This window comes from Streptomyces sp. a15 (genome assembly GCF_059026085.1).
The window spans coordinates 21,110-47,878 of record NZ_JBWLKM010000029.1; the positions used below are offsets into that span (position 1 = coordinate 21,110).

Consider the following 26,769-nt stretch of genomic DNA (forward strand, 5'->3'; position numbering starts at 1 on the left):
GGTCAGTCGAGGCAGACGGTCAGTCGAGCCGGGCGGAGGGGATCTCGCCCGGCTCGATCCCGATCTCCGCGCCGCGCTGCTGCGGGATCACCACCGCGCCCTGCTGCAACGCCACCGTCCGGGTCGGCGCCGGGATGCGGATGCCCTCCGCGCGGTAGCGCTTGTGCAGGCGCTTGATGAACTCGTGCTTGATCCGGTACTGGTCGCTGAACTCGCCGACGCCCAGGATCACCGTGAAGCCGATCCGGGAGTCGCCGAAGGTGTGGAAACGGACCAGCGGCTCGTGGTCGGGGAGCGCGCCGGTGATCTCGGTCATCACCTCGGCGACGACCTCGATGGTCACCCGCTCGACCTGCTCCAGGTCGCTGTCGTAGGCCACCCCCGCCTGCACCAGGATGGTCAACTGCTGCTCGGGACGCATGAAGTTGGTCATGTTCGTCTTCGCGAGCTCCCCGTTGGGGATGACGACCAGGTTGTTGGAGAGCGAGCGGACGGTCGTCTGCCGCCAGTTGATGTCCTCGACGTAGCCCTCCTCGCCGCTGCTCAGCCGAATGTAGTCGCCGGGCTGGACGGTCTTGGAGGCGAGGATGTGGATGCCCGCGAAGAGGTTGGCGAGGGTGTCCTGGAGGGCCAGGGCGACCGCCAGACCGCCGACGCCCAGGGCGGTGAGCATCGGCGCTATGGAGATGCCCAGCGTCTGGAGCACCACCAGGAAGCCGATCGCCAGGATCAGTACCCGGGTGATGTTGACGAAGATCGTGGCCGATCCGGCGACGCCGGGGCGGGACTGGGTGACCGACCGCATCAGGCCCGCGACGACCCGGGCCACGGCCACCGTCACGACGAAGATCAGCAGGACGGTCAGGACCTGGTTGACGTTGTGCTGGACCGTCGCGGTCAGCGGCAGCGCCGCCGCCGCGGTCGCCGCGCCGCCCGCGATCGCGGCCCACGGGACCGCGGTCCGCAGCGCGTCCACGATGACGTCGTCGCCGCTCCAGCGGGTGCGGTCGGCGTGCTTGCCCAGCCAACGCAGCAGCATACGCAGCAGGAACGCCGCCAGCAGGCCCGCGATCACCGCGATGCCGGCGATCACCAGGTCGTCCATGGTGAGGTCCCGCTTCACCGGTCACCTCCGCAGAGCAGTCCTGCGGTGAAGGCCTTCGCCGACGGCCGGATGTGAAGTTGCGTCACGTTGCCACCTGTTCGATTCCGGGATGAGAGGCCGCGTCGGCCAGGAAGCCCCCCAGGGCCGACGCGACCGCTCATCCTGCCGCATCCGGTACAGGAGTTCGTACCTGGAGCGGTGCCGGATCGCGGTGTTTCAGACGATTCCCTCGGCCAGTTCGGCCTGTTCCCGGTCGGAGTACGCGGCCGTGGTGGGCGTTCCGTACGAGCGGCGGGCCACGAACCACCACACCGTGGCCAGGAGCAGGACGACGGCGAGGGCCACGGACGCGTAGTTCATCGTGTCCACCGTGACCGGCGAGGACTGCGGCAGGCAGAACAGGACCGTCACACAGGCCACCCAGACCACAGCAACCCATCCGATCGGCTTGCTCCACCGGCCCAGGTTCCACGGACCCGGCTGAAAACGATCCCCCGCGCGCAGCCGCAGCAGCACGGGAATGGCGTACGCCGGGGTGATGCCGATGACGTTGATGGCCGTCACCGCGCCGTACGCGGTCGCCGAGTACAGGGACGGCAGGGCGAGCAGACAGGCGACCACCACCGACAGCCACACCGCCGCGACCGGGGTCTGGGTGCGGTCGCTGACCTTGCGCCACAGTGCGGAACCCGGCAGGGCCTTGTCCCGGCTGAACGCGAACACCATGCGGCTGGCCGCGGCGACCTCGGCGTTGCCGCAGAACAGCTGGGCCACGATCACCACGAGCAGCAGCGCGCTCGCGCCGTCCGTGCCGAGGCCGTCGAGGAGGATCTGCGCGGGCGGCACGCCGGTCTCGGTGGCCCGCGTGGCGTCGTAGTCCTGGATGGCGAAGGTGAGACCGGTGAGGAGCACGAAGCCCGCGAGCCACGACACCCAGATGGAACGGACGATGCCCTTCGCGGCCGACACCGACGCGTTGGAGGTCTCCTCGGACAGATGCGCCGAGGCGTCGTAGCCGGAGAACGTGTACTGGGCGAGCAGCAGGCCGATGGCGGCCACGTAGACCGGGTTGGACCAGCCGGTGTCGTTGACGAACTCGGTGAAGACGAAGGACGGCGACTGGTGGTGGTCGGGAACGATCGCCAGGGCGCCCACGATGAGCGCGACGCCCGCCAGGTGCCACCAGACGGATATCGAGTTGAGCACGCTGACCAGCCGCACGCCGAACAGGTTCAGCACGGCGTGCAGCAGCAGGATCGCGATGAAGATCAGCATGGTCTTCTCGGGCGTCGGCTCGAAGCCCCACTGGAGGTTGGCGAACGCCCCCGCGAACAGGGCGGCGCCGTAGTCGATGCCGGCGATCGCGCCGAGCAGACCGAGCAGGTTCAGCCAGCCCGTGTACCAGCCCCAGCGGCGCCCGCCGAGCCGGTCGGCCATGTAGTACAGGGCCCCGGACGTCGGATACGCGCTGGTGACCTCCGCCAGCGCGAGGCCCACGCACAGCACGAACAGGCCGACGCCCGCCCAGCCCCACAGCATCACGGCGGGGCCGCCCGCCCCCATGCCGAAGCCGTACAGGGTCATGCAGCCGGACAGGATCGAGATCACCGAGAAGCTGATCGCGAAATTGCCGAAGCCGCCCATCCGGCGGGCGAGCACCGGCCGGTAGCCGAGCTCGCGCAGCCGCTTCTCCTCGTCGTGCGGCGGGACTCCTGGGGATGTCGACGGACCGGGAGTGGGGGACATGCGGGGAACCTCCGGGGAAGGGACGGACGTACCGGGACATCAACGGGCAGGCGTCAGGCCTCGCGGGGCGCTGACCGGCTGCGCGCGCGGGCCTGGAGGAAGATCTGAACGGCCTGGGCCTGGTCGCCCGGATCCGCGGTGCGGTGGGGCCAGGGCACGGGCGTGTAGTACGGGCCGATCGCGTCGAACACCCGGGCCGCTTCCTCGAACTGCAGCGCTCCCCACAGGGCGTGGGCGAGGTGGTTGAGGTCGAGCGGGGACTGTTCGACCGGGAGGGACTGCTCGAACCAGGAGTGGTACGCCCGGCGTGCCTCGCGGGTGGCCTCCTCCGCGACCCAGTGCAGGTCCAGGGCGGCGGAGCGCCCGCCGCCGCGCCGGTAGCGCTCGACCCGCACATGGAGCGGCAGGACGTGCAGCGCGGAGCCCGGCGGGGCCGTGTCGGCCACCCAGTGCGCGTAGCCGACCGCCTCCGCCAGCTGTTCCGACGCCGCCTGTGCGTACAGGAACTGCAGCATGCGGTGGTGGGCCTCGCGGTTGTACGGGTCGCGCCGCTCGGCCTCGGCCAGCAGGCCCCACGGCCCGGGCGGCAGCATCGGTTCGGGCGGCGCCGCCCGGTGCTCCTCCCACAGCTGTCTGCGGTCCAGCTGGGCGAGCGCCAGCAGGCACATCCAGGGCACCGGGTCCTTCGGTGCGGTCCGGGTGGCCGCGTCGCTCAGGTCCCAGGCCTCGATCCACAGTTCGTGGGTGCGGAGGTGTTCCTCGCGCCGGGCCCGTAACGCGCGTTCCACGGCGACCCGGGCCCGCATCACCGCCGCCGGGACGCTGTCCGGTTCCTCGGCGAGCCAGGTCCGCACCACGTCGGTGCCGGCGGCGGCCGCGGCCAGGACCTGGGTGCGCTGCGTCCACTGCCACCAGGTCACGGTCCGCTCCAGCAGGGTGCGCATCGACATCCAGCGTCCGGTGCGCACCTCCTGGAGGGCGGCGCGCAGGTCGGTGTCGTGGCCTGCGGGGTCGTAGGCGGGACGCGCTCCGTCTCTGGCCATCAGCCGCTCGCCCCCGGGAACGGGAACAGGTCGGGCAGGACGGCAGGGTGGAGTAACAACAGCCCTCCTCGGGGCGGCGGTTGAGGAGATCGCGTTGGTCGGCGGTCACTATAGGGGCGCCGCATGTGCGCCACCCGCGGTTCCCGGACTTCTTTGTTGTAAAGGTCAATTGACTGGCCATCAGCCAATGCACGGCGGCGCGTACCGCCTGGTCGGCGCGCCCTTGACGCGACACCGCCGACGGCGGCAGGCTGTCGGGCTGTGATCACCGAGGAAGGGGCGTGATGACGGGTCCGGTACTCGCCGTCGACCAGGGCACGTCCGGCACCAAGGCCCTGGTGATCTGTCCCGAACGCGGCGTCATCGGCACCGGCTTCGCCGCCGTACGGCCCCGCCACCTGCCCGGCGGACTGGTGGAGGTCGACCCGGCCGAGCTGTACGACTCGGTGGTCGAGGCCGGTACCCGTGCCCTCGCCCAGGCGGGCGAGCCCGTCGTCGCGCTGGGCCTGGCCAACCAGGGCGAGACCGTGCTCGCCTGGGACCCGGCGACGGGCCGGGCGCTCACCGACGCCCTCGTCTGGCAGGACCGCCGGGCCGAGAGCGTGTGCGCCGAACTCGCCGAGCACGCGGATGAGTTGCGGCAGCTGACCGGCCTGCCCCTCGACCCCTATTTCGCCGCCCCCAAGATGGCCTGGATACGACGGCACCGCACCGCCGAGGGAGTCGTCACCACCAGCGACGCCTGGCTGGTCCACCGCCTCACCGGCGCCTACGTCACGGACGCCGCCACCGCCGGCCGTACACAGCTCCTGGACCTCGACCGCGCCCAGTGGTCGCCGCGCGCACTGGAGAGGTACGGACTGTCCGACGAGCGATTGCCGGACGTCGTGGACAACGCGGGCTTCGTCGGTACGACCACCGCCTTCGGCACTGGGATTCCGCCGATTCCGCTCACCGGGCTGGTCGTCGACCAGCAGGCCGCCCTGCTCGCCCAGCGCATCACCACACCCGGCGGCGCCAAGTGCACCTACGGCACGGGCGCGTTCCTCCTCGCCCACACCGGCGACACGCCCCGGCGCGGCACCTCCGGGCTGGTCAGCTGTGTCGCCTGGCGGCTCGGCGGACACACCAGCTACTGCCTCGACGGCCAGGTGTACACGGCCGCCTCCGCCGTCCGCTGGCTCACCGACCTCGGCGTCATCCGGGGCGCCGCCGACCTCGACACCGTGGGCGGGGCCGTGTCCGACAGCGGCGGCGTCACCTTCGTGCCGGCCCTCGCCGGGCTCGCCGCCCCCTGGTGGCGCGGCGATCTGCGCGGCTCCCTCACGGGACTGGGCCTGGACACCGGGCCCGGGCACCTGGTGCGCGCGCTCTGCGAAGGGCTGGCCGCCCAGGTGGTGTCGCTCGCGGACGCCGCCGCGGCCGACCTCGGCGACGCGCTCGACGTCCTGCGCGTCGACGGCGGCCTGACCCGCTCGGCCCTGCTCATGCAGACCCAGGCCGACCTGCTGCAACGCCCCGTCGAGGTGTCCGCGCTGCCTGATGCGACCGCACTCGGGGTGGGCGCGCTGGCCCGGCTCGGCGCGGAACCCGGACTGAGCGTCGCCGACGCACTGCCGGACTGGAAGCCGGCCGCGGTGTACGAGCCACGCGTGTCGCCCGAGGAGGCGGCCGAACGCCTCGGCCGCTTCCGCGCGGCCGTGACCGCCCTGCTGGACGGGACGCCCGCATGACGGTCACGGACCGCGGTCCGCTGCCGTCGACCACGTACGACGTGGCGATCGTCGGCGCCGGAGTCGTCGGCTGCGCGCTCGCCCGCGCCCTCGCCCGCCACCCCGGGCTGCGCATCGCCCTCGTCGAGGCGCAGGACGACATCGGTCAGGGCACCTCGAAGGCCAACACCGCGATCCTGCACACTGGTTTCGACGCGGTGCCCGGCTCCCTGGAGGCACGCCTGGTCCGCGAGGGCGCACGCCTGCTGGCCGGGTACGCCGCCGAGTCCGGCATCCCCGTCGAACCCGTCGGCGCGCTCCTCGTCGCCTGGGACGAGGAGCAGCTCGCCGCGCTGCCCCGCCGAGCCGAGAAGGCCGAACGCAACGACTACTGGCACACGAGCCTGATCGGGCCCGCCGCGCTGTACGAGCGCGAACCGCACCTCGGCCCCGGCGCGCTCGCCGCGCTGCACGTACCCGGCGAGAGCATCATCTGCCCCTGGACGACAACCCTGGCCTACGCCACCCAGGCCGTCCGGCACGGAGTCGACCTGCACCTCGACTGCCGGGTGGAGCAGGCGAGCCGGCCGGACGAGACGCACGTGCTGCGCACGACCCGAGGCCCGCTGCGCGCCCGTTGGCTCGTCAACGCGGCCGGCCTGCACGCCGACACGCTCGACCGGCAGCTCGGCCACGACGACTTCACCGTCACCCCGCGCCGCGGCCAGCTCCTGGTCTTCGACAAGCTCGCCCGCGACCTGGTACGCCACATCCTGCTGCCGGTGCCCACGGTGCTCGGCAAGGGCGTCCTGGTCGCCCCCACGGTCTACGGCAACGTCCTGCTCGGCCCCACCGCCGAGGACCTCGACGACAAGCGGGCCACCGGTTCGACGGCCGACGGGCTGGCCCTGCTCCGGGAGAAGGGCCGCCGTATCCTCCCCGACCTGCTCGACGAGGAGGTCACCGCCGTCTACGCGGGCCTGCGCGCGGCCACCGAGCACGACGACTACCGCATCGCCGCCCACCCCGACCAGAGGTACGTCACCGTCGGCGGCATCCGCTCCACCGGTCTCACCGCGTCCCTCGCCATCGCCGAGCACGTGACGGGACTGCTCGCCGAAGCCGGGCTGGAACAGACAGGCACCGTCCGCGCGTTGGCGCCGGTCCGCATGCCCAACCTCGGCGAGGCCTTCCCGCGCCCCTACCAGCGGCCCGAGCTCATCGCGGCCGACCCGGAGTACGGCACCCTCGTCTGCCACTGCGAACGTGTCTCCCGCGGCGAGATCCGCGACGCCCTCGCCAGTACGATCCCCCCGGCCGGCCTCGACGGTCTGCGCCGCCGGACCCGGGCCCGGGCGGGCCGCTGCCAGGGCTTCTACTGCGGTGCGGCGGTGCGGGAGCTGTTCGAGGAGGCCGGGGCGTGAGGGCGGTCGACGTCCTCGTCGTGGGAGCCGGCCCCGCCGGACTCACCGCCGCCGCCCGCCTGGCCGCCTCCGGCGTCGGCCGCGTCGAGGTCCTGGACCGTGAGCAACACGCCGGGGGAGTCCCGCGGCACTGCGCCCACGGCGGCTACGGGACCTGGCTGCGCCCGTTGACCGGGCCGTCGTACGCCCGCCTGCTCGTCACCGCCGCCGAGCGCGCCGGAGCCGTCGTACGCACCGGGGTCACGGCCCTCGACTGGGCCGGGCCGCTGGCGCTGCGCACGGTCGGCCCGCACGGGCCGGAGACCCTGGGCGCGCGGGCCGTCGTCCTGGCCACCGGCGCACGCGAACGACCCCGCGCCGCACGGCTGGTGCCCGGCACCCGCCCCGCCGGGGTGTACACCACGGGGGAGCTCCAGCAGGCCGTGCACCTGTACGGGCAGCACATCGGCACGCGCGCGGTCGTGGTCGGCGCGGAGGACGTCTCGTACCGGGCCGCCGACACCGTACGGGCCGCCGGAGCCGCGGTCGTCGCGATGGTCACCGACCTGCCCCGCCCGCAGACCGCGCCCGCCCGCGCCGTCGACGCCCGCCTCCGCCACGGCGTTCCGCTCCTCACCGGCACCACGGTCACCGAACTCGTCGGCCACGGACGCCTGTCCGGCGTGCGGGTACGCCACCGCGACGGCAGGACGGCCACGCTGCCCTGCGACACCGTCGTGTTCACCGGCGACTTCGTGCCCGAGAACGAACTGGCCCGGCGCGGCGGACTGCTTCTCGACACCGGCACCCGCGGCCCGGCCGTCGATGGCTTCCTGCGCACCTCGCGGCCCGGCGTGTTCGCCGTCGGCAGCGTGCTGCACCCCGTGGAGAGCGCGGCCACCGCGGCCCGCGAGGGTGCGCACGCGGCCGGTGCCGTCCTGGAGGCGCTCGCCGGAGCCGGAGCCGGAGCCGAAGCCGGAGCCGAATCGCCGGACGGCGTCCCGCTGATCGCGGACCCGCCCCTGCGCTGGATCGCCCCGAACCGGGTCACGCCGGCCGACCGGCTGCCGTACGTCCTGCGCACGGCGGCCGAACTGTCCCGCCCGGTCCTGCGGGTCACCCAGGACGGCCGTCTGCTGCACCTCGAACGCCTCCGGAGCGTCGTACCGAACTGCACGGTGACCCTGACGGCACGCTGGACCCGGGGCGTGGACGGGAAGGGCGGTCCGGTGCGCGTGGAGCTGTCGGAACGCTGAGTCAGATCACCTTCAGTCGTACCAGCGCGCCCAGCGTCAAGGCTCCCGGCAGCAGCGGCAGCCACACGGTGATGATCCGGTAGGCGAGGACCACCGCCGTGGCCACGGCCACCGGGCCGCCCGCCGCCACCAGGGCCACGATCAGCGCCGCCTCGACCGAGCCGATCCCGCCCGGCGTGGGCACCAGGGCGACCGCGACCGTCGCCGCGAGATAGGCGAGGGCCATGTGCGCGGGCGGCACCGGCAGCCCGAGCGCCTGTCCCACCGCGACCAGCCCGGCCGCCTGCAACGCGGGGAAGGCCAGCGAGCCGCCCCACAGGGCGAGCGCCCGGGCCGGACGCGTGTGCACCGACCGGGCCTCGCCCAGCGCGGTCCGCAGGAAGGACAGCACGGCCGTACGCAGCCGCCGTACCCACGCGAGCACGCCCGCCGCCACGACCAGAGCCGCCGCGACGATCAGCAGCAGCGGGCCCACGGCCCCCTCGGGCAGGAGCGTCCCGAGCCGCAGCGCGTCCGGGAAGGCGATCAGCAGCGCGGCCAGCAGACCGAGCCGGCCGATCGACTCCGCCAGCAGATACAGGGCGAGCGCGGCGGAGGAACGGGCGAGCGGCAGCCCGCACACCGTCATGAAGCGCAGGTTGACCGCGCTCGCGCCCAGGCCCGTCGGCAGCAGGTGGTTGGCCGCGCCCGCTGCGAACTGCGTGGCCACCAGCCGCCGTTTGGGCAGCGACTCGACCACGGCACCCTGCCGGGTGAGCGCGGCGGCGACCCACGTCAGACAGGTGGCGCCGGCCGCGACCAGCAGCCAGGGCCACGCGGCGTTGCGCAGATGACCGAAGCCCTCGGCGAGCACGGACCGGTGCTCCACCGCGACGACGGTGACGAGCAGGAGCGGAAGCAGGCACAGGATCTGGCGGATCCTGCGGACCGGGAGGCGACGGGGGAGTTCGGGGAGTTGTACCGCTGTCACATCCGGAGAGGCTTCCCACCCCGCACCAACTGCGGGTTGCGGAAGCGGGGACAAGGCATTGCGTACGGTCATCGGAACCTTCGCGCGGGGAGACGAGGGGTGGGGACGAGGCGGGGGACGGACGGGTGGACGACGGAAGCACATTGACCTCAATCATGCTTGAGGTCCTACGGTCCTTCCCATGAGCATGGAGACCACAGCCTGGACCCAGCTGCAGAGCGTCATGAACGCCGAGCAGAAACGCCGCCCCCTCGCCCGCGCCACCCTGCGCCGTATCGGCGAGTTCGCCCGCCCGCACCGCCACCGTATCGCCCGGTTCGTCGCGCTCGGCGTGGTGACCGCGCTGCTCGCCGTCGCGACCCCGGTCCTCGCCGGACAGGTCGTGGACGCGATCGTGTCGGGCCGCGACGAGGGCACCGTCGTACGCCTGGCGCTGCTCATCGCGCTCATCGCGGTCGCGGAGGCGGCCCTCGGCGTGCTCGGCCGACGGCTGTCGGCGACGCTCGGGGAGGGCCTCATCCTCGATCTGCGGACAGCTGTGTTCGATCATGTGCAGCGGATGCCGGTCGCGTTCTTCACACGTACTCGTACGGGAGCACTCGTCTCCCGTCTCAACAACGACGTCATCGGCGCCCAGCGTGCCTTCAGCAACACCCTGTCCGGAGTGGTCAGCAACCTGGTCACCCTGGTCCTCACCCTCGCCGTGATGCTCACCCTGTCCTGGCAGGTCACCCTGCTCGCGCTGGTGCTGCTGCCGGTGTTCGTGATCCCGGCGCGGCGCATGGGCAGCCGCATGGCCGGGATGCAGCGGGAGGCGGCGGCCCTGAACGCGGCGATGGGCACCCGGATGACCGAGCGCTTCTCGGCGCCCGGCGCCACCCTGATCAAGCTCTTCGGCCGCCCGGAGCAGGAGTCCGAGGAGTTCGCGGTCCGCGCCCGCCGGGTGCGGGACATCGGCGTCCGCACGGCCATGGCGCAGTCCCTGTTCATCACCGCCCTGACCCTGGTCTCCGCCCTGGCCCTGGCCCTGGTCTACGGCCTCGGCGGCTGGTTCGCCCTGCGCGGCACCCTCGACCCGGGCGCCGTCGTGGCCCTCGCCCTGCTCCTGACCCGCCTGTACGCCCCGCTCACCGCACTGGCCGGCGCCCGCGTCGAGGTGATGAGCGCCCTGGTCAGCTTCGAACGCGTCTTCGAGGTACTGGACCTGGAGCCGCTGATCAAGGAGCAGCCGCACGCCCGGCCGGTCCCCGACGGCCCGGTCCCCGTCGAGTTCGAGAACGTCCGCTTCGGCTACCCGTCCGCCGACAAGGTCTCCCTCGCCTCCCTGGAGGAGGTCGCGTCCCTCGACACCCGGGGCGGCGCCGAGGTCCTGCACGGCATCTCCTTCCGCGCCGAACCCGGGCAGACCGTCGCCCTCGTCGGCTCGTCCGGCGCCGGCAAGTCGACGGTCGCCCAGCTGCTGCCGCGGCTGTACGACGTCGACGAAGGTGCCGTCCGGGTCGGCGGCGTCGACGTCCGCGACCTGAGCGCCGAGTCACTGCGCGGCACCGTCGGCATGGTCACCCAGGACGGCCACCTCTTCCACGACACCGTCCGCGCCAACCTCCTCCTCGCCCGGCCCACGGCCACGGAGGAGGAGGTGTGGGACGCCCTGCGCCGCTCCCGCCTGGACGCTCTCGTACGGTCCCTGCCCGACGGCCTCGACACGGTGGTCGGCGAGCGCGGCTACCGGCTCTCCGGCGGCGAACGCCAGCGCATGACCATCGCCCGGCTGCTGCTGGCCCGCCAGCGCGTCGTCATCCTCGACGAGGCCACCGCCCACCTGGACAACACCTCGGAGGCGGCCGTCCAGGAGGCGCTCGCCGAGGCCCTGGAGGGCAGGACGGCGGTCGTGATCGCCCACCGGCTGTCCACCGTGCGCACGGCGGACCTGATCCTCGTGGTCGAGGCCGGGCGGATCGTGGAACGCGGCACGCACGAGGAGCTGCTGGCGGCCGGCGGACGGTACGCCCAGCTGTACCGGACGCAGTTCGCGCAGCGGTCGGACGGCGAGATCACGGAGATCACGGAGATCGGGTCGGCGGCGTAGGCGGGGCCGACGGCTCAGGTGCCGGGACCGGCCCCGGACATCTCGTGGGTGCGCGGATTGCGCCACTCGCTCGGGGAAACGCCGTACGCCGTGCGGAAGGCCCGGCTGAAGTGGGTGGGGCTGACGAAGCCCCACCGCCGGGCCACGGCCGACACGGTGGCGTTCGTCCGGCCGCGGCGGGCCAGTTCGCGGGCGCACTCCTCCAGACGGCGCTGCTGCACGAGCCGCCCGATGGTGATGCCCTCGCCCTCGAAGAGCCGGTGCAGGTACCGGACGGAGATCCGGTGCGCCCCCGCGATGGCCTCGGGCGACAGAGCCGGATCGTTGAGGTTCCGGTCGATGTGGCGGCGGACGCGGCCTATCAGGTGGGCGCGCGTGTCGTCCTGGTCCGTGTCGGACTGACGGGTCCCCTCGGTCACCAGGGTGGCGACCAGGTCGACGACGCTGCCGGCCAGCCTGCCCGCGACGGCCGGTGAGAAGGAGTGGGCCGAGGCCGCCAGCGAGGCCAGGAAGGGCGGCAGCACGGTGCCGAAGCCGTCCGCGCCGCCGATGGCGGTGCCGCTGATCCCGCGGAGGTCGGCGTCCGGTACGCCCAGTGCCCGGCCGGGGAGCCGGAAGAGGTGGGTGGCGAACCGCTCCGGGTAGTCGAGGGCGTACGGCCGTGTCGTGTCGTAGACCAGGAGGTCGCCCTCGTGCACCTGGGCCCTGCGGCCGTCCTGGGTGAGGGTCGCCGTGCCCGACACCTGGATGCCGACGGCCAGGAACGCCCCGGGGCAGCGCGCGATGAGTGACGGCGTACGGCTGATCCGCTGGGCGTCCGCCTCGATGGTGGACACCCGCAGATGGCCGAGGTCGCCGGTCACGATCCGGCCGTCGAACGGACCGGTGCCGTGCGGGGCGACGGCCACGGGGACGAGCGCTCGCCCCAGTGCGTCGCGCCAGTAGGTGACCTTGTCCCCGTCGGGAACCGACGCGGTCGTCAGTACCGGGCTCAACCGGCTCTCCCCCTTCTTGCCTGTGCTGTGGGTCAACAGCAGCCAATCAGGGGCGCGTTGCGGGCTCCAGGCACAACCCAGGCAGAAAGTCCGGTGGGTTCAGCCGTCGCAGAGGGCGAGCTGTTCGCGGGCCTGGGCGACGGCACTGGGATCTGACGCGCTGACCGCCATCGTCGGCTGGGTCACCAAAGGCCAGGCATCGGACAGCCTGCTCACCACGGCGGTTGACAGCAGCGGGAAGACCACGGCGACCCGACAACCCGACAAGGGGAAAGGCGTGAACTGATCGCCACCGCCCGACCCGGCCCGGCCCCGCGCACGCCCTCGGCGCCTGCGCGGGGCGCCGTTGTTGTGGCGCGAGTGGGCTGGGGATCGAAGGGCGAAAGGCCGGTCACAGAGTGGCCCGCAGGTGGCTGACCGTTACGAAGTGGTAGCCGCGCGCGGTCAGCGTCCGCAGGATCTCGGGTACGGCGGCGACCGAGGTGGGGTGGATGTCGTGCATCAGGACGACGTCGTTGCGCCCGGTCTTGGTGATGACGGTCTGGGGCGACCTTGGCGGCGTCGGGGTACTTCCAGTCCTCGGTGTCCACGTCCCACAGTACGAGGGAGAGCGTGGTCGCCGCCTTCACCGTGGTGTTGATGGCGCCGTACGGCGGGCGAAAGAGGGTGGGCGCCTTTCCGGTGGCGGCCTTGATGGCCGCGCTGGTACGGCTCAGCTGGGAGCGGATCTGCTCGGGCAGGACGCGCGGGCGGATGAGGTCAGGTCAGGGCCGGAGCCCGGTGTGGCGCGGGTTCGCCCCGACGAAGATGCCGAGGATGTGGGTGAGGGGATTGTGGAGGGCCGCATGCCGGTGGGGGACGGGCTCGTGGGACGCCTCGGGGTCGGGGCGTGCGGTGTCGTCGGTCCGCGGCAGGTCTGGGGCGGTGCCGGCTTCCGGGTGGGTGGTCGGGCCGCGCATGGGGCTCTCCTGTCTCGTCGGCTGCTGGAGCTGTCGTGGAACGCTGGTGACCGGTCGGCGGGCAGCCCTGGTCACCCGTTCTGCGGGCGGAGTTCGAGCAGGGAGATGTCCGCGGGGGCGCCGACCCGGACCGGTGGGCCGAAGAAGCCGGCGCCGCTCGTGACGTAGAGGGTGGTGTCGTCCACGCTGCCGAGCCCGGCGGTGACCGGACTGGACATCGCCGTCACGGCGGTGAGCGGGAACATCTGACCGCCGTGGGTGTGCCCGGACAACTGGAGGTCGACACCGTGGCGGGCGGCCTCCTCGGCGAACACCGGCTGGTGGGCGAGGAGCACGACAGGGCGCGAGGTGTCCCGTCCGCTCAGGGCGCCCTCCAGATCGGGGCCACGGCCGGTCTCCTCTCCGGCCAGGTCCTCCACGCCCGCCAGGTCGAGGAAGGCGCCGTTGTGCCGGATCTCGACGCGCTCGTTCACCAGCGGCTGGACGTCGACGGCGCGCATCTCGTCCAGCCAGTCCTCCACGCCGTCGTAGAGGTACTCGTGATTGCCCGTGACGAAGAAGCTGCCGTACCGCGACTCCAGGTGCCGCAGCGGCCTCGTCGCCGGTCCCAGCTGGGCGGCGGTGCCGTCGGCGAGGTCACCGACGATCGCCACCAGGTCGGCCTGGAGCCCGTTGACCATCCGGACGACGCGCTCGGTGTGCGACCGCCCGAGCATCGGACCGAGGTGCAGGTCGCTGACGACGGCGATGCGCAGACCGGCCAGCCGCGCGTTCACCTTGGACAGGGGGATCGGAACCCGCTTGATCCGCGGGTCGCCGAGCGCCACCGACATCCCGTGACCGACGGTGCCGAGCGCGGTCGCACCCGCGAGAGCGCCGACCGCCCGTCCGATCAGGAGCCGCCGGCCCATCATCGGGCCGTCCGCCGGGGGACGGGGCCCCGAGGCGTCCTCGGGGCCGGTCGCCGCCCCGTCCCCGTCGGCCACCGGGGCCGCCGCGGCCCCGGCCGAGGGAGCACCCGCCGTGACCGGGACGCCGGCCACGGCGGCGGTCACCGGCTGCGCCTCGGCGGACCGGGGCGCCGTCCGGCGCTCGGTGCGCCGCAGGCGGCGCAGCACGAGGACCCGCGGCACCTCCAGCACGGCGAGCGCCAGCAGCAGGTAGAGCAGCACCCCGATCAGGGTGTAGCCCGGCCAGGCGAGCCAGCGCCCGCCGCCGTCCTGCGACGGGTCCAGCATCGGAGTGACGATCCTGGTTCCGGGTGCGAGCAGCGCCGAGACCACCACCGCTACCGTCCCCAGCCGCCGACCGAGGGTCGCGGGCCTGGTCGTGTCACGGACCAGACGCCTCCACAGGTAGATGTGGAGCAGGCCGGAGCCGGCCAGCATGAGCACCCACATTCCGATTCCCAGCATCGTCTCTCCTCGGGAGAACTCGGTGGATCAGGAACGGCCGGCGGGCGCGCCGACAGTCGCGGTCGAGGCGCGCGGGCCGCTCGCCTCGACGGGCTCCGACTCGGAGATCCCGAACCGGTCGTGCAACGCGCGCAGCGGCGCGGGCGCCCACCAGTTGGCGTTGCCGGCCAGCCGCATGAAGACCGGGACGAGCACCGCCCTGATCAGCGTCGCGTCCACCAGGATCACCACGACCATGCCCAGGCCCAGCATCTTGAGGAAGACGATGCCCGACGAGGCGTACGTCGCGAACGAGGCCGCCAGGATGACCGCCGCGGAGGTGATCAGCGGGCCGCTGCGCTCCAGGCCGACGGCCACCGCGCTGACGTTGTCACCGGTGCGGTCGTACTCCTCCTTGATGCGCGACAGCATGAAGACCTCGTAGTCCATCGAGAGGCCGAAGGCGGTGCAGAACATCAGGATGGGGATGCTGGGCTCGATCGAGCCGCTCGGGGTGAAGCCCAGCAGGCCGGACAGGTGGCCGTCCTGGAAGACCCACACCAGGGCCCCGAACATCACGCCCATGCTGAGGGTGTTGAGCACCATGGCCTTCGCGGGTAGCAGCACGCTGCCGGTCATCAGGAACAGGATCACGAAGGTGACCACGAGGATCAGCCCGAACACCAGCGGCAGCCGGTCGGTCAACTCGGTGCGGAAGTCCTTGAGTTCGGCGGGGTAACCGCCGATCCGCACCTCGGCGTCGGCGGACGCGCCCTCGGCGGCGGTGGTCCGGATCTCGGAGAGCACCCGGTCGATGTCCCGGTCCAGGCCGTGGTGGGTGGCGACGACCGAGTACCAGGTGTCCTTGTCGTGGGCGAACCTGTCGGAGGCGGCGTTCGCGCCGGAGATCTTCCGGCCCTCGGCGTACGAGCCGGTGAGCGCGTCGACCTGCTGGACGTCGGCGATCCGGGACAGCGCGGCCGCCGTGGCGTCGATCGAGGCCTCGCCCGCGGCGGTGCCCGGCTGGCCGGTGCGCAGCACCTGAATGGCGTCCATCTCCTCACCCGCGAAGTTGTCGCGGATGTCCTGCTGGACGACCCTGCTGGAGGTGGTCTCGGGCAGCACCCGCTCGTCCGGCACGCCGAACGTCAGGCCCAGGGTCGGCGCGGCCAGACCCAGCAGCACGACCAGGGCCGGGATGCCCCACAGCAGCGGCCGGCGCATCATCCGCAGGGCCGTGGCGTGCCACCAGCCGTTGTCGGAGCGGGTGGCGGCGTTCTTGCGGACGACCCGGTGGCCCAGGCGGGCCAGCGACGCCGGCAGGATGACGAGCGCGGCGAACACCGACGTCAGGACGGTGGCGATACCGGCGTACGCGAAGGAACGCAGGAACGGGAACGGGAAGAGCAGCAGGCACGACAGGGACACCAGGACGGTGAGCCCGCTGAACGCGACCGTGCGGCCGGCGCTGCCGACCGCGTACTCGACGGCCTCGGCGACGGACCGCCCGGCCCGCAGCTCCTCACGGAACCGGTTGATGACGAACAGGCTGTAGTCGACGCCCAGTCCGATGCCCATCACCAGGGCCAGGTTGGCGGCGAACGTCGACACGTCGGTGAAGTACGTGACGCCCCGCAGCAGGGCCAGTGTGGCGATCACCGAGAACAGGCCCATGCCCAGTGTCAGCAGGGCGGCCGAGAACCGGCGGTAGATGGCGAACAACAGCAGCAGCACCAGCGGGAACACGATCATCTCGGCCCGCAGGAAGTCCTTCCGGGACTGCTCGGCAGCCTGCCGGAAGACCTCGTCCCCGCCGCCGACCCGGACCTTCACCAGCGCGGTGTCCCGGCTGAACTCGGGGGAGAACTCCCCGAGGTTGGTACGGGCCTCGGTGACCGTGCCGGACATGCGGGCGATGATCAAGGCCTGCTTGCCGTCGGTGCCGCGCATGGCGGGCGAGGCCCCTCGCGACCAATAGGAGGAGACCTCGGCCACCCCGTCCTGCGCCGCCAGTTCCTTCTCCAGCTTGCGGCCCTCGGCGGCCACCGCCGGGTCGTCCACGGTGCCCCGCTCGGCGGTCACCATGAGCAGCACGCTGGGCGTGCCCTCGCCGAACTCCTTCTCCAGCTGTGCCCTGGTGGTCAGCGACTCGGAGCCGGGGCTCTCGAAGCGGCTGAGGACCAGGCGGTCCATGGCGCCCGCGGCGAGCACCAGTCCCAGGACGGTGAGGACGACACTCGTCCAGATCACCAGCCGGGACCTGGTCGCGGTGACCCGGCCCCATCGTCGTAGGGCCGGCGGGCTCTGCGCGGCGTGCGGGCTTGCCGGTTGATGTGTGGTCGGCATTCTCGGTCTCCGGGTGGGTGGGGGTGACGGGGGGCTTGTGAGTGGGGGATCCGGTCACAGACCGCGGGCGTCGAGCCAGCTCGCGATCCGGTCGAAGGTGCGGGGCGCGGAGCGGGCCATGGTGGCGTAGTGGCCGGCCCCGGGGATGTCGACGAGTTCGGTGTCGGCCCCGGTGAACAGTCGCTGGTGGGCGGCGCCGCCCGTGACGCGGGCGTCGTCGTCCCCGTAGACCAGGAGGACGGGCACCTTGATCGACCCGATGTGTTCGAGGTCCGTGAAGACGGTGTCGAGCTGGGAGGTCATGTCACCGCAGGGGTGGCGGTTCTGGTGCGGGGTGGCGGCGTCCACGACCCGCTCCTCGGTGTCGTGGAAGTTCCCTCGCCGGAACTGGTCGGCGCCCAGGTCGTAGTAGGTGTAGCCGCTCGGGTCGCCGGCCTTCTGGCTCGGCTGGCCGCCGGCCATGCAGGTCTGCAGGGCACTGAAGAATCGGGTGTTGGCCTCGGGGGTCAGGCCCCGGTCCGACCAGTCCATGATCATCAGGCCGTCGATCTCGCCGAAGGAGTACGCCTCGATCTGCACGATCTGGCCGCCGTTGGACTGCCCGGCCAGCGTCACGGTGTCGAAGGCCGGCGGGTCGCCCTTGACGGCCGCGGGGTCGGTGGCCGCCGCCGCGTCCAGGCCGTACGTGCCGGAGCGCAGTTGCCGCACGATCTGGTGGGCGATGTCGGCCTCGGCGCCGATGCAGGTGTCGAGGCCGTCGGGGCGGTCGCTCGCGCCGTAGCCGAGACGGTCGATGGTGAGCGAGGCATGCCCGCGCTTGGCCAGTTCCTCGGCGTAGTGGTAACCGGGCACGTCCAGGCGCCAGTACCACTCCCCGGACGCGATGCCGTGCTGGTAGAGCGTGATCGCCCGCTTCGAGCCCGACAGCACCGACGCGGGCGCGGTCAGGTGTCCGCTCACCCGGTGGGTTGTGCCGCCCGTGCGGCAACCGGTCTTGCTGCGGTTGGTGTTGCGCACGGTGAAGCTGACCGGTACGTCCACGATGTCGCCGGAGCGCATCCGGGCAGCCGTCGCCTTCGCGGCCTCGGCCCGCTCGGCCGGAGTGGGAACACCGGTGGATTCCCGGGCCGTCGAGGGGCCCCGGGAATCGCCGGAGGAGGTGGCCATGGCCGCCGCCACCGGGCTGGCCAGCAGGGCCAGCGACGCGGCCAGCACGGCCGTCCGCCTGATGATGCTCATGCGATCCTCGTCCCTTGTGCCACGGCGGGCAGCTGCCGGCGGGCGCGGTGCCACGCGGCCTGGTCGGCGATGGTCTGATCGAGCGGACGGAAGGCGATGTCCAACTCCCGTATCGCCCGGGCGGACGAGACCCTGCGGCGGTCGCCCTCCAGCAGGACCCGCATACCGGTGCGGGTGGCGACGGGCTCCTTTCCGCGCGCCTTCGCCTGCCACTCCATGAGCGAGGCGAGCGGCATGGCCGCGGGGGCGGGAAGCCTGCGGGGCACCGTCCCGGTGCCGGTCGCCCGGACGACGGCGGAGCAGATCTCGTGCAGCGGGTACCAGGAGCCGCCCGCGATGTAGCGGCGCCCGGCGTCGCCCCGCTCCGCGGCGGCGACGCAGACGGCGGCCACGTCACGGGCGTCCACCACGTGGTTGCCCGCCGCGGGCAGCGCCTTGACGGCACCGTGCGCGACGGCCAGGAAGAGCCGTCCCGCAGAGGTGGGGCCCGCGTCACCGGGCCCCCACATCCAGCCCGGCAGGACGAGGGGCACCCTGAGTCCGTACCGCGCGCCGTACCGCTCGCGCAGTGCGTCCTCGACGTCGCGGATCGCCCGCTCGGCCCGGATCTTGCTGGCGCGGTAGTGGTTGTCCTGCGTGGGCGCCCCGTTGGGGGTGTCCTCGTCGCCCGGTGACCGGACGTCGCCGCCGCCGAGCACGGCGATGGAGCTGGTGTGCACCACCGTCGGCACCGAGGCGTCCGACGCCGCTTTCAGCAGCTCCTCCACCGCGGCCACGTTGGTGCGGTAGAGCAACTCCAGGTCGTGGCCCGGCTGGTAGTACTCGCGGAAGTACGCGGCCGTGTGGATCACGGCGTCCATGCCGCGCAGGGCGTCGGCGTACGTCCGGACGTCGGTGACGTCACCGGTGACCAGCCGCAGCGCGAAGTGGTCCGGCAGCAGCTCGCGAGCGCGGTCGGCGTTGCGTACCACCGCCGTCACCTCGGTGCCGCCGGCCAGGAGCTGTTCCACCACGGCGTTGCCGAGCAGGCCGGTGGCTCCGGTGACGAGCACTCTGCGCAGTCCGGTGGAGTCCCCCGCTCCCCTGGGGTCACCGGGAGGCGACGTGTCGCTCATTCTTCGTCCTTTCACGGGATTCGGGGTCAGCGGGGTCGGGGGCAGCGGGGTCGAGGTCAGCGAGGTCGGGGACGGCGGACGGGTGGGCAAGGTCCGCGGCCGGCTCCTCGCGCAGGCCGAAGCGGCGGTGCACCTTCAGCAGTGGTTCAGGGGCCCACCAGGCGCGGGGTCCGAGCAGCCGCATCACGGCGGGGACCAGCAGGGTCCGCACCACCAGGGCGTCGACCAGCACGGCGAGGGCGATGCCGAAGCCGAGCATCTTCGTGTTGGTGATCCGCGACAGGCCGATGGACACGAACACCACGCTCAGGACCACGGCGGCCGCGGTGATCAGTCCGCCGGTGGTCCGCATCGCGTGCGCCACGGCCGCGCGGTGGTCGCCGCCGCGGTCGAACTCCTCCTTCATCCGGGCGATCAGGAAGACGCCGTAGTCCATCGACAGGCCGAAGGCGACGCAGAACATCAGCACCGGAAGCGTCGTCTCCACGTCGCCGGTCGCGGTGAAGCCGAGCAGCCCGGACAGATGGCCGTCCTGGAACACCCACACCACCGCTCCGAACATGGCCGTCAGGCTCAGGGCGTTCAGTCCGACGACCACCAGCGGCAGCACCGCGCTGCCGGTCAGCAGGAAGACCACGAGCAGCGTGGCGATCAGCACGAAGCCGAGGGCGGGCAGCAGGCCGCGGCCGATGGCGGCCTTGCTGTCCACCAGGGCGGCGGCTGGCCCGCCCACGGACGCTCCCGCGGACTCGGAGGCCGCGCGCAGCTCCTCCACCAGCCGCTGGTGCGGGGCGGAGGTGGCGGACGTGTCGTCGTCGGCGACCACGGTCAGCAGGTCGTGACCGGCCTGCCGGCGCGACGCGTTGGCGGGCGAGGGCACCTCCGACCGGCCTCTGTCGCGGTAAGTGCCCGCCGACGACTCGACGCGCGTGACGCCGTCGAGGCCGGACAGCTCGGCCGCCAGCCGTCCCACGACGGCCCGGGCCTCGGCGCGGGAGGCGGTGCCGGTGGTCAGCAGGACGGGGACCGCCCCCTCGGGCGAGTCGTCGAAGTCGTCCCGCAGGACCTCCAGGACGGCCCGTGCCTCACTCGTCTCGGGCAGCTGGCGGTCGTCGGCCGTGCCGAAGCGGGCGCCCAGGAAGGGCAGTCCGAGCAGGAGCAGCAGACCGGTCACCACCACGGTGACCTGCGGCGCACGCCGCATCACCGCCTTCGTCAGCCGTCCCGCCGACGCGGCGGGACGCTCGGCCGTACGGCGGCGGCGCACCCTCAGTGCGTCCACCCGGTGTCCCAGCAGCACCAGGACGGCGGGCAGCACGGTGAGCGCGGTGAGCGCGGCCACCAGCACCACGCTGATGCCCGCGTAGGCCAGGGAGCGCAGGAAGTACAGCGGGAAGAGCAGCATCGAGGCGAGCGCCACCGCCACTGTCAGCGCGGAGAACAGCACGGTACGTCCGGCCGTGCGCAGGGTGCGCACCACGGACGTCCCGGGGTCGGCACCCGTGCCCAGCTCCTCGCGGAACCTGCGCACGATCAGCAGCGCGTAGTCGATGGCCAGCCCGAGCCCGAGCGCCGTGGTGAGGTTCTGGGCGAACACCGACACCTCGGTGAACCCCGTCACGATGCGCAGCAGGGCGCCCGTGCCGAGAACCGTGGCCAGACCCACCAGGACGGGCAGCAGCGCGGCGACCAGGCCGCCGAACACCCATACCAGGACGATCAGGGTCAGCGGCAGGGCGATCAGCTCCGAGCGGGTGAGATCCTCCGCCACGGTGCTCTCGATCTCGTTCTGCACGGCGAGCGCGCCCGAGACCCGTACGGTCAGATCGCCCTGACGGCCACGGTAGTCCGGTGCCAGCCGCTCCAGTTCGGCCCTGGCGCGGTCGTCACCGCCGTCGATCCGCGCGGCGATCAGCGCCTGCCCGCCGTCACGGGAGCGCAGCTCCTCCAGTCCGGTCTGCCAGTAGGACAGGACCCCGGTGACCGAGGTCTCGAAGGCCAGCCGCTCGGCGAGCCGCACGCCCTGTGCGGCCGGCTTCCGGTCGTCGACCTGTGCCCCGGAGGGCACGGACACCAGCAGTACGACGTTCGGTTGCATCTCCGGGTAGTGCTCCTCCAGCACACGCTGGACCCGGGTGGACTCCGAGCCGGGGTCCGTGGTGCCGCCGTTGCTGAGCCGCCCGGTCAGGTCCGCGCCGAGGATGACGGCGTCGAGAATGAGGACGACGGCCGCCAGCAGGAACAGCCATGGCCGGTGCGCGATCCGGGCACCGAGAGAACGCAGCCCGAAGGACGCGCGCCCGGGCGGCTCCTGCCTCACGCCGCACGCCCCGCGGGAGCGGTGAGCACCGACACGCCCGACGCCAGCGCCGTCAGGTCGTGGTGGGAGGACCAGGCGCCGACCGCGCCGTCGGGCCGGACGTAGATCACCACAGGGCCCTGCGCGGCCAGGGAGACGAGCGACTGACCCGTCTCGACGACCCGGGCGACCGGCACCAAGTCGTCCCAGACGCCCGTGGGCCGGAGACCGGTCACCACCACCACGTCCGCCTGGTCGGCCACCGGCGAGCGGCCCACCATGTCGGCCGTCTCCTGAGCGGTGCGCTCGGCATCCGCGGAACCGGCTCCGGCCGCGACGACCAGCAGCGTGTGCCGGCCGGCCGCCAGCAGTTCGTGCAGCGACCTCGTGGACGTGCCGGAGAGTGGATGCCAGCCGGCGTCGGGCAGCCGCCCACCAGGCCGCAGCGTGGACTTCTTGTCGACGCGGGCGCCGGCCTCTCCGGCTGCGCCGCCCGCCGAGAGCCGGCCCGGCACCGCGGGGCTCGACTCCAGGCCCGGGTCCAGCTGCGCGAGTTCGGGCACCATCTTGCGGTCGAGGGCACCCGATGCCGACGCCAGCCTCAGCGCTGTGTCGCGCAGTACCCGCTTCGGTCCGGCGCGCAGCATCCACAGCTGCGTCTGCCGGTCCGAGTTGCGCAGCGCCCGTAGCGCCGCGGGGCGCCGCTCCGCCTCGTAGCTGTCGAGCAGCGCCGGGTCCGCGCCGTGCTGTACGGCCGCCAGCTTCCATCCCAGGTTGTAGGCGTCCTGCACGCCGGTGTTGAGGCCCTGCCCGCCGGCCGGGCTGTGACAGTGCGCGGCGTCACCCGCCAGGAAGAGCGGGCCGGACCTGAAAGCGCTCGCCACCTTGGTGTGCACCCGGAACGTGCTCCGCCAGCTGGTGCGCCGGATCTTCCAGCCGTCGGGACCACGGGCCGTCAGCAGCGCCTGGAGGTCGTCGTCGGACAGCGGCGACACCTCACCGGTGGCGTCCCGGTCGAAGAAGATCCGGTGCCCGCCACCCGGCAGCGGCACGACCACCAGGACACCCTCGGGAGTCAGGTGGTACTGCGCCTCGTCCTTGGGCAGGTCCCCGCTGATCTCTCCGTCGCCCAGCAGGAAGTCACGGGCGTACGTACTGCCCTCGAAGGCGATCCCCGCCGCCTCGCGCACCTTGCTGTGCGAGCCGTCCGCCCCCACCAGCCAGCGCGGTGACATCGAGGAGAGCGGGGTGGAACCAGGCGCCGAGAGGGTCGCCGAGACGGAAGCCGTGGCGCCGCCGGTGAGCTCGACGCCGACGAGGGTGGTGTTCCACTCGACGTCGCCGCCGAGCTTGCGCAGCCGCGAGTACAGCGAGGCCTCGGTGATGGACTGCGGTACGCACAGCGGGCGGGGGAAGGCCGTGCCGGCCAGCGAACCGAACCGCACCTGGCCGGCGCGCTTGCCGTTGGACCAGTAGGACGCCCCGGCGAGCGGCAGCGCGCGTTTGGTCAGGCAGTCGGCCACGTCGATGCGGCGCAGCACCTCCAGCGCGCCGCTCCACAGGATCAGGGCCTTCGGCTCGCTGGCCGGTCCGCCCCTGCGGTCGATCACCCGGCACTCCACGCCGTGCTGGAGGAGGGTGCACGCCATCGTCAGCCCGGTCGGGCCTGCTCCCGCGATCAGCACGGGTTCCTGGTTACTCATACCGGTTTCCTGACTGGATGGGTCCCGCGGGAGCGCAGCATGGCGAAGATGTGGTCGATCGCTTCGTCGGTGGTGGTGAAGGGCACGGCGAACATGCCGAGGTCCGAGGCGGTGGAGCAGTTCTCCTCGAGGTCGTCGAGAAAGAGGCACTCGTGCGACGCCGCGGGCAGCCGCTCCAGCAGTCGGCGGTAGATCTCGGGGTCGGGCTTGCGCACGCCCTCGGCCGACGAGTCGACGACGAGGTCGAAGAGTTCGTCCACGGGGAGCTGGGCCCGCCAGCGCGGTCCCCATTCGGCGACGTTGTTGGTGAGCAGAGCGGTTCGGTAGCCGTTCTGGCGCAGGGAGCGCACGAAGGAGACCATCGGCTCGTTGACGGTCCGGGCGCTGAACCACAGCTCGGCGAAGTCCCGTCCGTCAAGCAGGCCTTGGCCCCTGCCGTCCGGCAGTTCCACGAGAACGCGCTCGACCATCTCCGACTCCGTGCACCGGCCTGTCTCCAGGTCGGCCATCGGGCTGCGGCCGTGGCGGGCGGTGGCCTTCGCGAAGGCGTCCCGCAGGTCCGCCACCGGAACCCCGACGGCCGACGCGAAGGCCGCGAACGTCTCCTCCAGGGGATTGGTGAGGACTCCGCCGTAATCGACCACGACGGTGGTGATGGGCGTGGTGGTCACTGCGCCACCTCGAGACGGAACGAGGCCGCGACGCCGTCCTGCTGCACGATGTCGACCGTGACCGGGACGACGAGGGTGCCGAGCGACTCGTCCAGCCGGAACTGCTCGACCCGGGCGCGGGCCTCGGCACGCAGGTCGAGCTCGGCGAACTCCTGGAAACGGACGTCCAGCGCCGTCACTTGCAGCCCGTGCGCGGAGATGGAGTGCAGCGACGACACCGACGCCGCCGCCAGCTGCCGGGCCGCTTCCATCAGGAGGTTGCCGGGGATGTGGTCGAGCTGGTGGTCGAACAGGTGAGGGTGGGACGTGTCGGACAGCACGGTGGCGGTCAGCGTGCTCGGCCCCGTCACGACCGGCTGGGTGATCACCACGTTGTACGCGTGCCGGCGCCCCACCGTGGCGGGATCGGCGGCCACGTGCACGGGCAGCATGCCGAGCACCCCGGCGAGGGAGGCGCGACGGCGGACCCGCAGCGCGTCGTAGACCTTGCGGTTGAAGAAGGCCAGCCCGCCGCTGAAACGCAGCGCGTCCTTGCCCTCCACGGTCAGGACGCCCGAGAAGCCGATCGCCTGGACGCGGCCGTTCCGCTTGCGCTGCGGGATCACCGCGAACGAGCAGACGACTCGGGCCGGGCGGTTGCCCGTCCGGACGGCGGACAGGTCGAGCATCTGTATCTGCAGGTCACGGAAGATGAAGGCCTCGTCGAGGCCGACCTTCTCGTAGGTGTGGGCGAGAAACAGCCCACCCTGGCGGAGGACCTCCACCAGCAGGAGGAAGTCGTGGTTCTCGGACTGCTCACCCATGATGTGCGCGCGTGGCAGCTGTGCCGCCACCTCGTATGTCTCCGGCTGGTCCGGCACCGGTCGCGCGTCGGTGAGGAAGACCTCGGCTATGGCCGCACGGTGGACCGTGGCGCGGGGCACCGTGCTGTCGTATCTGAGGGCGGAACGGAGCTGGTCCTGCGGTGCTGGGCCCGTCATCGATCCTCCTGGCAGGTGAGTGAGAACGGGATCACCTTGCAGGAGGGGGTTGGAACAAGCCCTGGACGAAAGGCTGGACGAAGGACTGGGCGAAACGCTGACGGCCCTCGCCGGCATGACCGGCGGGTGGACGCGGGCCCCGGCGAGCCTCGTATGCACGGGCCGCGCGTGAGGACTGGGTCACAGTGTTCCCTGTTCCGGGTCCGCCACGGGCAGAGTTTGAGCCATCTTCCGGCCGCTTACCGGCTGGCAGAAAGCGCTTGCAGTGCATACCGTTCTGCTGTCACATGGCTTTAATTGACCGGGGGATTGCGTATGTCTGGCGTGCTGCTGCGTGAGGTCGGCTTCGAACCAAGAGACGGGTCACCTTGGCATTTCCGCCTCTTCGGCACGCTGCAGGTGACACACGCCGACAGCCCACTGGAGCTGGGCCCGCCCAAGCAACGCGCCCTGCTGGCCATGCTGTTACTGAGGCGCGGTATGGAAACCGGGATCGATCAGCTGATCGAGGCGCTCTGGGGTGAGGACTACCCGGCCTACGCCAAGAACCTGATCCAGAAGTCCGTCTCCAGCCTCCGTGGCCTGTTCGCGGCGGAAGCCTCCCCTGAGGAGGGCATAGCCCTGGAGTGGTCGGCGGGCGGCTACCGCCTGGACACCGGGAACGCGTACGTCGATCTCTACGCGTACGAAGGGCTGGCGTCGGCCGGGATCAGCGCCGCCCGCGAGGGCGAGATCCTCAAGGCGGCGGAACTGCTGGAGCGAGCCCGCGTCATGTCCACCGGACCGCTCGCCGAGGGCCTGGAGGGCCCGATGCTCCAGCGCGAACGGCTGTACCGCCAGGAGCGCTTCCTCTCCGACATGGAGGTACGCGCGGAGCTCGAACTGGAGCTGGGCAGACACCGCAACGCCGTCCCGTACCTGCACTACGCGGTGGACAAGTACCCGCTGCGCGAACGCTTCGTCTGGCTGCTGATGCTGGCCCTCTACCGCTCGGACCGAGGCAACGAGGCCCTGAAGCTGTACTCCGACCACCGCGCCCGCAGCATCGCGGAGATGGGCGCCGAACCGGGCCCGAGCCTGCGCGCACTCCATGCCCAGCTCCTCCTGCAGGACTCGGAGCTGATGGTCCTGCCGGCCCTCCAGCAGACCACCCTGCCCCGCCTCGGCACGATCCTGCCCACACTGCGCACCGACCAGCTCACCTGACCCACCACGGTCCCGGCGCCGGGCAGCCGGTCACGGCAGGGCGGCGGGTCACGGCAGGGCGGCGGGTGCGGCCCGCGGGGGCGCGGGACGGGTCGACGCGGGTGAGCACCGCCGTGTGCGGTGCAATCAGGAGGGCGGCAACTGCGTCGAGGCGGCCGTCGGGCTCCCGGGCGCCGTCCCGAGTGTCTCCGTGTTCGGCAGTCGATCAACAGCCAGCGCTTCGAAGGGCTGAACGCCTACGACGGGCCGCCCGGGTCGTATCAGTGGCGCCGGGGCGGGAACGATGACGACCGCGCAGCCCACGCCCGACTGCTATGCCCCGGTCGGTGTCTTGCGGCTGGTTGAGAGGGACCCGTCGTCAACCGCTCCAACGGACTCGCCATCGACGGTCGGCAACCGGGCGACGGCCAACGGATCGAAGGTGCCACCCAGAGGTGGGCCCGAGGACAGTCGGCACACTTCCTGAGCTCGGGCGAAGGGCGAACAGGGCCCTTTCCAGGCCCGAGCGTCGTGGCGCTTCGTGCGCCCACAGAATATT

At 72.3% G+C, this 26,769-nt stretch carries 19 protein-coding genes and 1 pseudogene; 5 read left to right on the top strand and 15 right to left on the bottom strand.

Annotated elements, in window-relative coordinates; genetic code table 11:
- Positions 1-19: 19 nt before the first annotated feature.
- The 3 genes from AC5P09_RS26905 to AC5P09_RS26915 all read right to left on the bottom strand — a co-directional run bounded on the left by AC5P09_RS26905 (position 20) and on the right by AC5P09_RS26915 (position 3,894).
- On the bottom strand, positions 20-1,123 hold the full coding sequence (locus AC5P09_RS26905) for a mechanosensitive ion channel family protein (protein ID WP_493876344.1): 1,104 nt from the start codon (positions 1,121-1,123) through the stop codon (positions 20-22).
- Between the two features lie 198 nt (positions 1,124-1,321).
- The gene (locus tag AC5P09_RS26910) at positions 1,322-2,851 is read right to left on the bottom strand and encodes an amino acid permease (protein WP_493876345.1); all 1,530 of its coding nucleotides are present in this window, start codon (positions 2,849-2,851) and stop codon (positions 1,322-1,324) included.
- Between the two features lie 53 nt (positions 2,852-2,904).
- Positions 2,905-3,894 (bottom strand): hypothetical protein, encoded by a 990-nt coding sequence (locus tag AC5P09_RS26915; protein ID WP_493876346.1) that lies wholly within the window; start codon positions 3,892-3,894, stop codon positions 2,905-2,907.
- A 284-nt stretch (positions 3,895-4,178) separates the two neighbouring features.
- Between AC5P09_RS26915 and AC5P09_RS26920 the strand changes: the two genes are divergently transcribed.
- The 3 genes from AC5P09_RS26920 to AC5P09_RS26930 are packed head-to-tail and all read left to right on the top strand — an operon-like array spanning position 4,179 to position 8,265.
- Positions 4,179-5,627 carry an FGGY family carbohydrate kinase gene (locus AC5P09_RS26920; protein WP_493876347.1) on the top strand — a complete coding sequence of 483 codons (1,449 nt, stop codon included), beginning with the start codon at positions 4,179-4,181 and terminating at the stop codon, positions 5,625-5,627.
- A complete protein-coding gene (locus tag AC5P09_RS26925) occupies positions 5,624-7,030 on the top strand; it encodes an FAD-dependent oxidoreductase (protein WP_493876348.1) in 1,407 nt (468 codons plus the stop codon). Before AC5P09_RS26920 ends, AC5P09_RS26925 begins: the two co-directional genes overlap by 4 nt.
- Positions 7,027-8,265 carry an NAD(P)/FAD-dependent oxidoreductase gene (locus AC5P09_RS26930; RefSeq protein WP_493876349.1) on the top strand — a complete coding sequence of 413 codons (1,239 nt, stop codon included), beginning with the start codon at positions 7,027-7,029 and terminating at the stop codon, positions 8,263-8,265. The genes AC5P09_RS26925 and AC5P09_RS26930 overlap by 4 nt, the downstream gene beginning before the upstream one ends.
- Before the next feature lies 1 nt (position 8,266).
- Here the strand turns inward: AC5P09_RS26930 and AC5P09_RS26935 are convergent, their stop codons facing one another.
- On the bottom strand, positions 8,267-9,235 hold the full coding sequence (locus AC5P09_RS26935; RefSeq protein ID WP_493876350.1) for a lysylphosphatidylglycerol synthase transmembrane domain-containing protein: 969 nt from the start codon (positions 9,233-9,235) through the stop codon (positions 8,267-8,269).
- 187 nt (positions 9,236-9,422) lie between these two features.
- Here AC5P09_RS26935 and AC5P09_RS26940 point away from each other — a divergent pair, with 187 nt between their 5' ends.
- The gene (locus AC5P09_RS26940; RefSeq protein WP_493876400.1) at positions 9,423-11,324 is read left to right on the top strand and encodes an ABC transporter ATP-binding protein; all 1,902 of its coding nucleotides are present in this window, start codon (positions 9,423-9,425) and stop codon (positions 11,322-11,324) included.
- A 14-nt stretch (positions 11,325-11,338) separates the two neighbouring features.
- Here the strand turns inward: AC5P09_RS26940 and AC5P09_RS26945 are convergent, their stop codons facing one another.
- The 11 genes and pseudogenes from AC5P09_RS26945 to AC5P09_RS26995 form a co-directional block, all read right to left on the bottom strand.
- A complete protein-coding gene (locus tag AC5P09_RS26945; protein WP_493876351.1) occupies positions 11,339-12,319 on the bottom strand; it encodes an AraC-like ligand-binding domain-containing protein in 981 nt (326 codons plus the stop codon).
- A gap of 629 nt (positions 12,320-12,948) precedes the next feature.
- Positions 12,949-13,074 (bottom strand): annotated as a pseudogene (locus tag AC5P09_RS26950) (polysaccharide deacetylase family protein); the annotation flags it as partial.
- A gap of 9 nt (positions 13,075-13,083) precedes the next feature.
- A complete protein-coding gene (locus tag AC5P09_RS26955; RefSeq protein ID WP_307678719.1) occupies positions 13,084-13,278 on the bottom strand; it encodes a hypothetical protein in 195 nt (64 codons plus the stop codon).
- 71 nt (positions 13,279-13,349) lie between these two features.
- Positions 13,350-14,693, bottom strand: coding sequence for a metallophosphoesterase (locus AC5P09_RS26960; RefSeq protein ID WP_493876352.1), 1,344 nt, complete (start codon positions 14,691-14,693; stop codon positions 13,350-13,352).
- A gap of 27 nt (positions 14,694-14,720) precedes the next feature.
- On the bottom strand, positions 14,721-17,018 hold the full coding sequence (locus AC5P09_RS26965) for an MMPL family transporter (RefSeq protein ID WP_493876353.1): 2,298 nt from the start codon (positions 17,016-17,018) through the stop codon (positions 14,721-14,723).
- A gap of 54 nt (positions 17,019-17,072) precedes the next feature.
- A complete protein-coding gene (locus tag AC5P09_RS26970) occupies positions 17,073-18,257 on the bottom strand; it encodes an alpha/beta hydrolase (protein WP_493876354.1) in 1,185 nt (394 codons plus the stop codon).
- Positions 18,254-19,372: an NAD-dependent epimerase/dehydratase family protein gene (locus AC5P09_RS26975; protein WP_493876355.1), complete on the bottom strand. Its 1,119-nt coding sequence runs from the start codon at positions 19,370-19,372 to the stop codon at positions 18,254-18,256. The genes AC5P09_RS26970 and AC5P09_RS26975 overlap by 4 nt, the downstream gene beginning before the upstream one ends.
- On the bottom strand, positions 19,347-21,692 hold the full coding sequence (locus AC5P09_RS26980; protein ID WP_493876356.1) for an MMPL family transporter: 2,346 nt from the start codon (positions 21,690-21,692) through the stop codon (positions 19,347-19,349). The genes AC5P09_RS26975 and AC5P09_RS26980 overlap by 26 nt, the downstream gene beginning before the upstream one ends.
- Positions 21,689-23,374: an FAD-dependent monooxygenase gene (locus AC5P09_RS26985; RefSeq protein ID WP_493876357.1), complete on the bottom strand. Its 1,686-nt coding sequence runs from the start codon at positions 23,372-23,374 to the stop codon at positions 21,689-21,691. Before AC5P09_RS26985 ends, AC5P09_RS26980 begins: the two co-directional genes overlap by 4 nt.
- Entirely contained in the window at positions 23,371-24,045 is a 675-nt protein-coding gene (locus AC5P09_RS26990; RefSeq protein ID WP_307678726.1) for an HAD family hydrolase, read from the bottom strand. Before AC5P09_RS26990 ends, AC5P09_RS26985 begins: the two co-directional genes overlap by 4 nt.
- Positions 24,042-25,025: an AfsA-related hotdog domain-containing protein gene (locus tag AC5P09_RS26995; protein ID WP_493876358.1), complete on the bottom strand. Its 984-nt coding sequence runs from the start codon at positions 25,023-25,025 to the stop codon at positions 24,042-24,044. Before AC5P09_RS26995 ends, AC5P09_RS26990 begins: the two co-directional genes overlap by 4 nt.
- A 315-nt stretch (positions 25,026-25,340) precedes the next feature.
- On the opposite strand from AC5P09_RS26995, the gene AC5P09_RS27000 reads away from it, so the two are divergent.
- On the top strand, positions 25,341-26,231 hold the full coding sequence (locus AC5P09_RS27000) for an AfsR/SARP family transcriptional regulator (protein WP_493876359.1): 891 nt from the start codon (positions 25,341-25,343) through the stop codon (positions 26,229-26,231).
- Positions 26,232-26,769 lie beyond the last annotated feature (538 nt).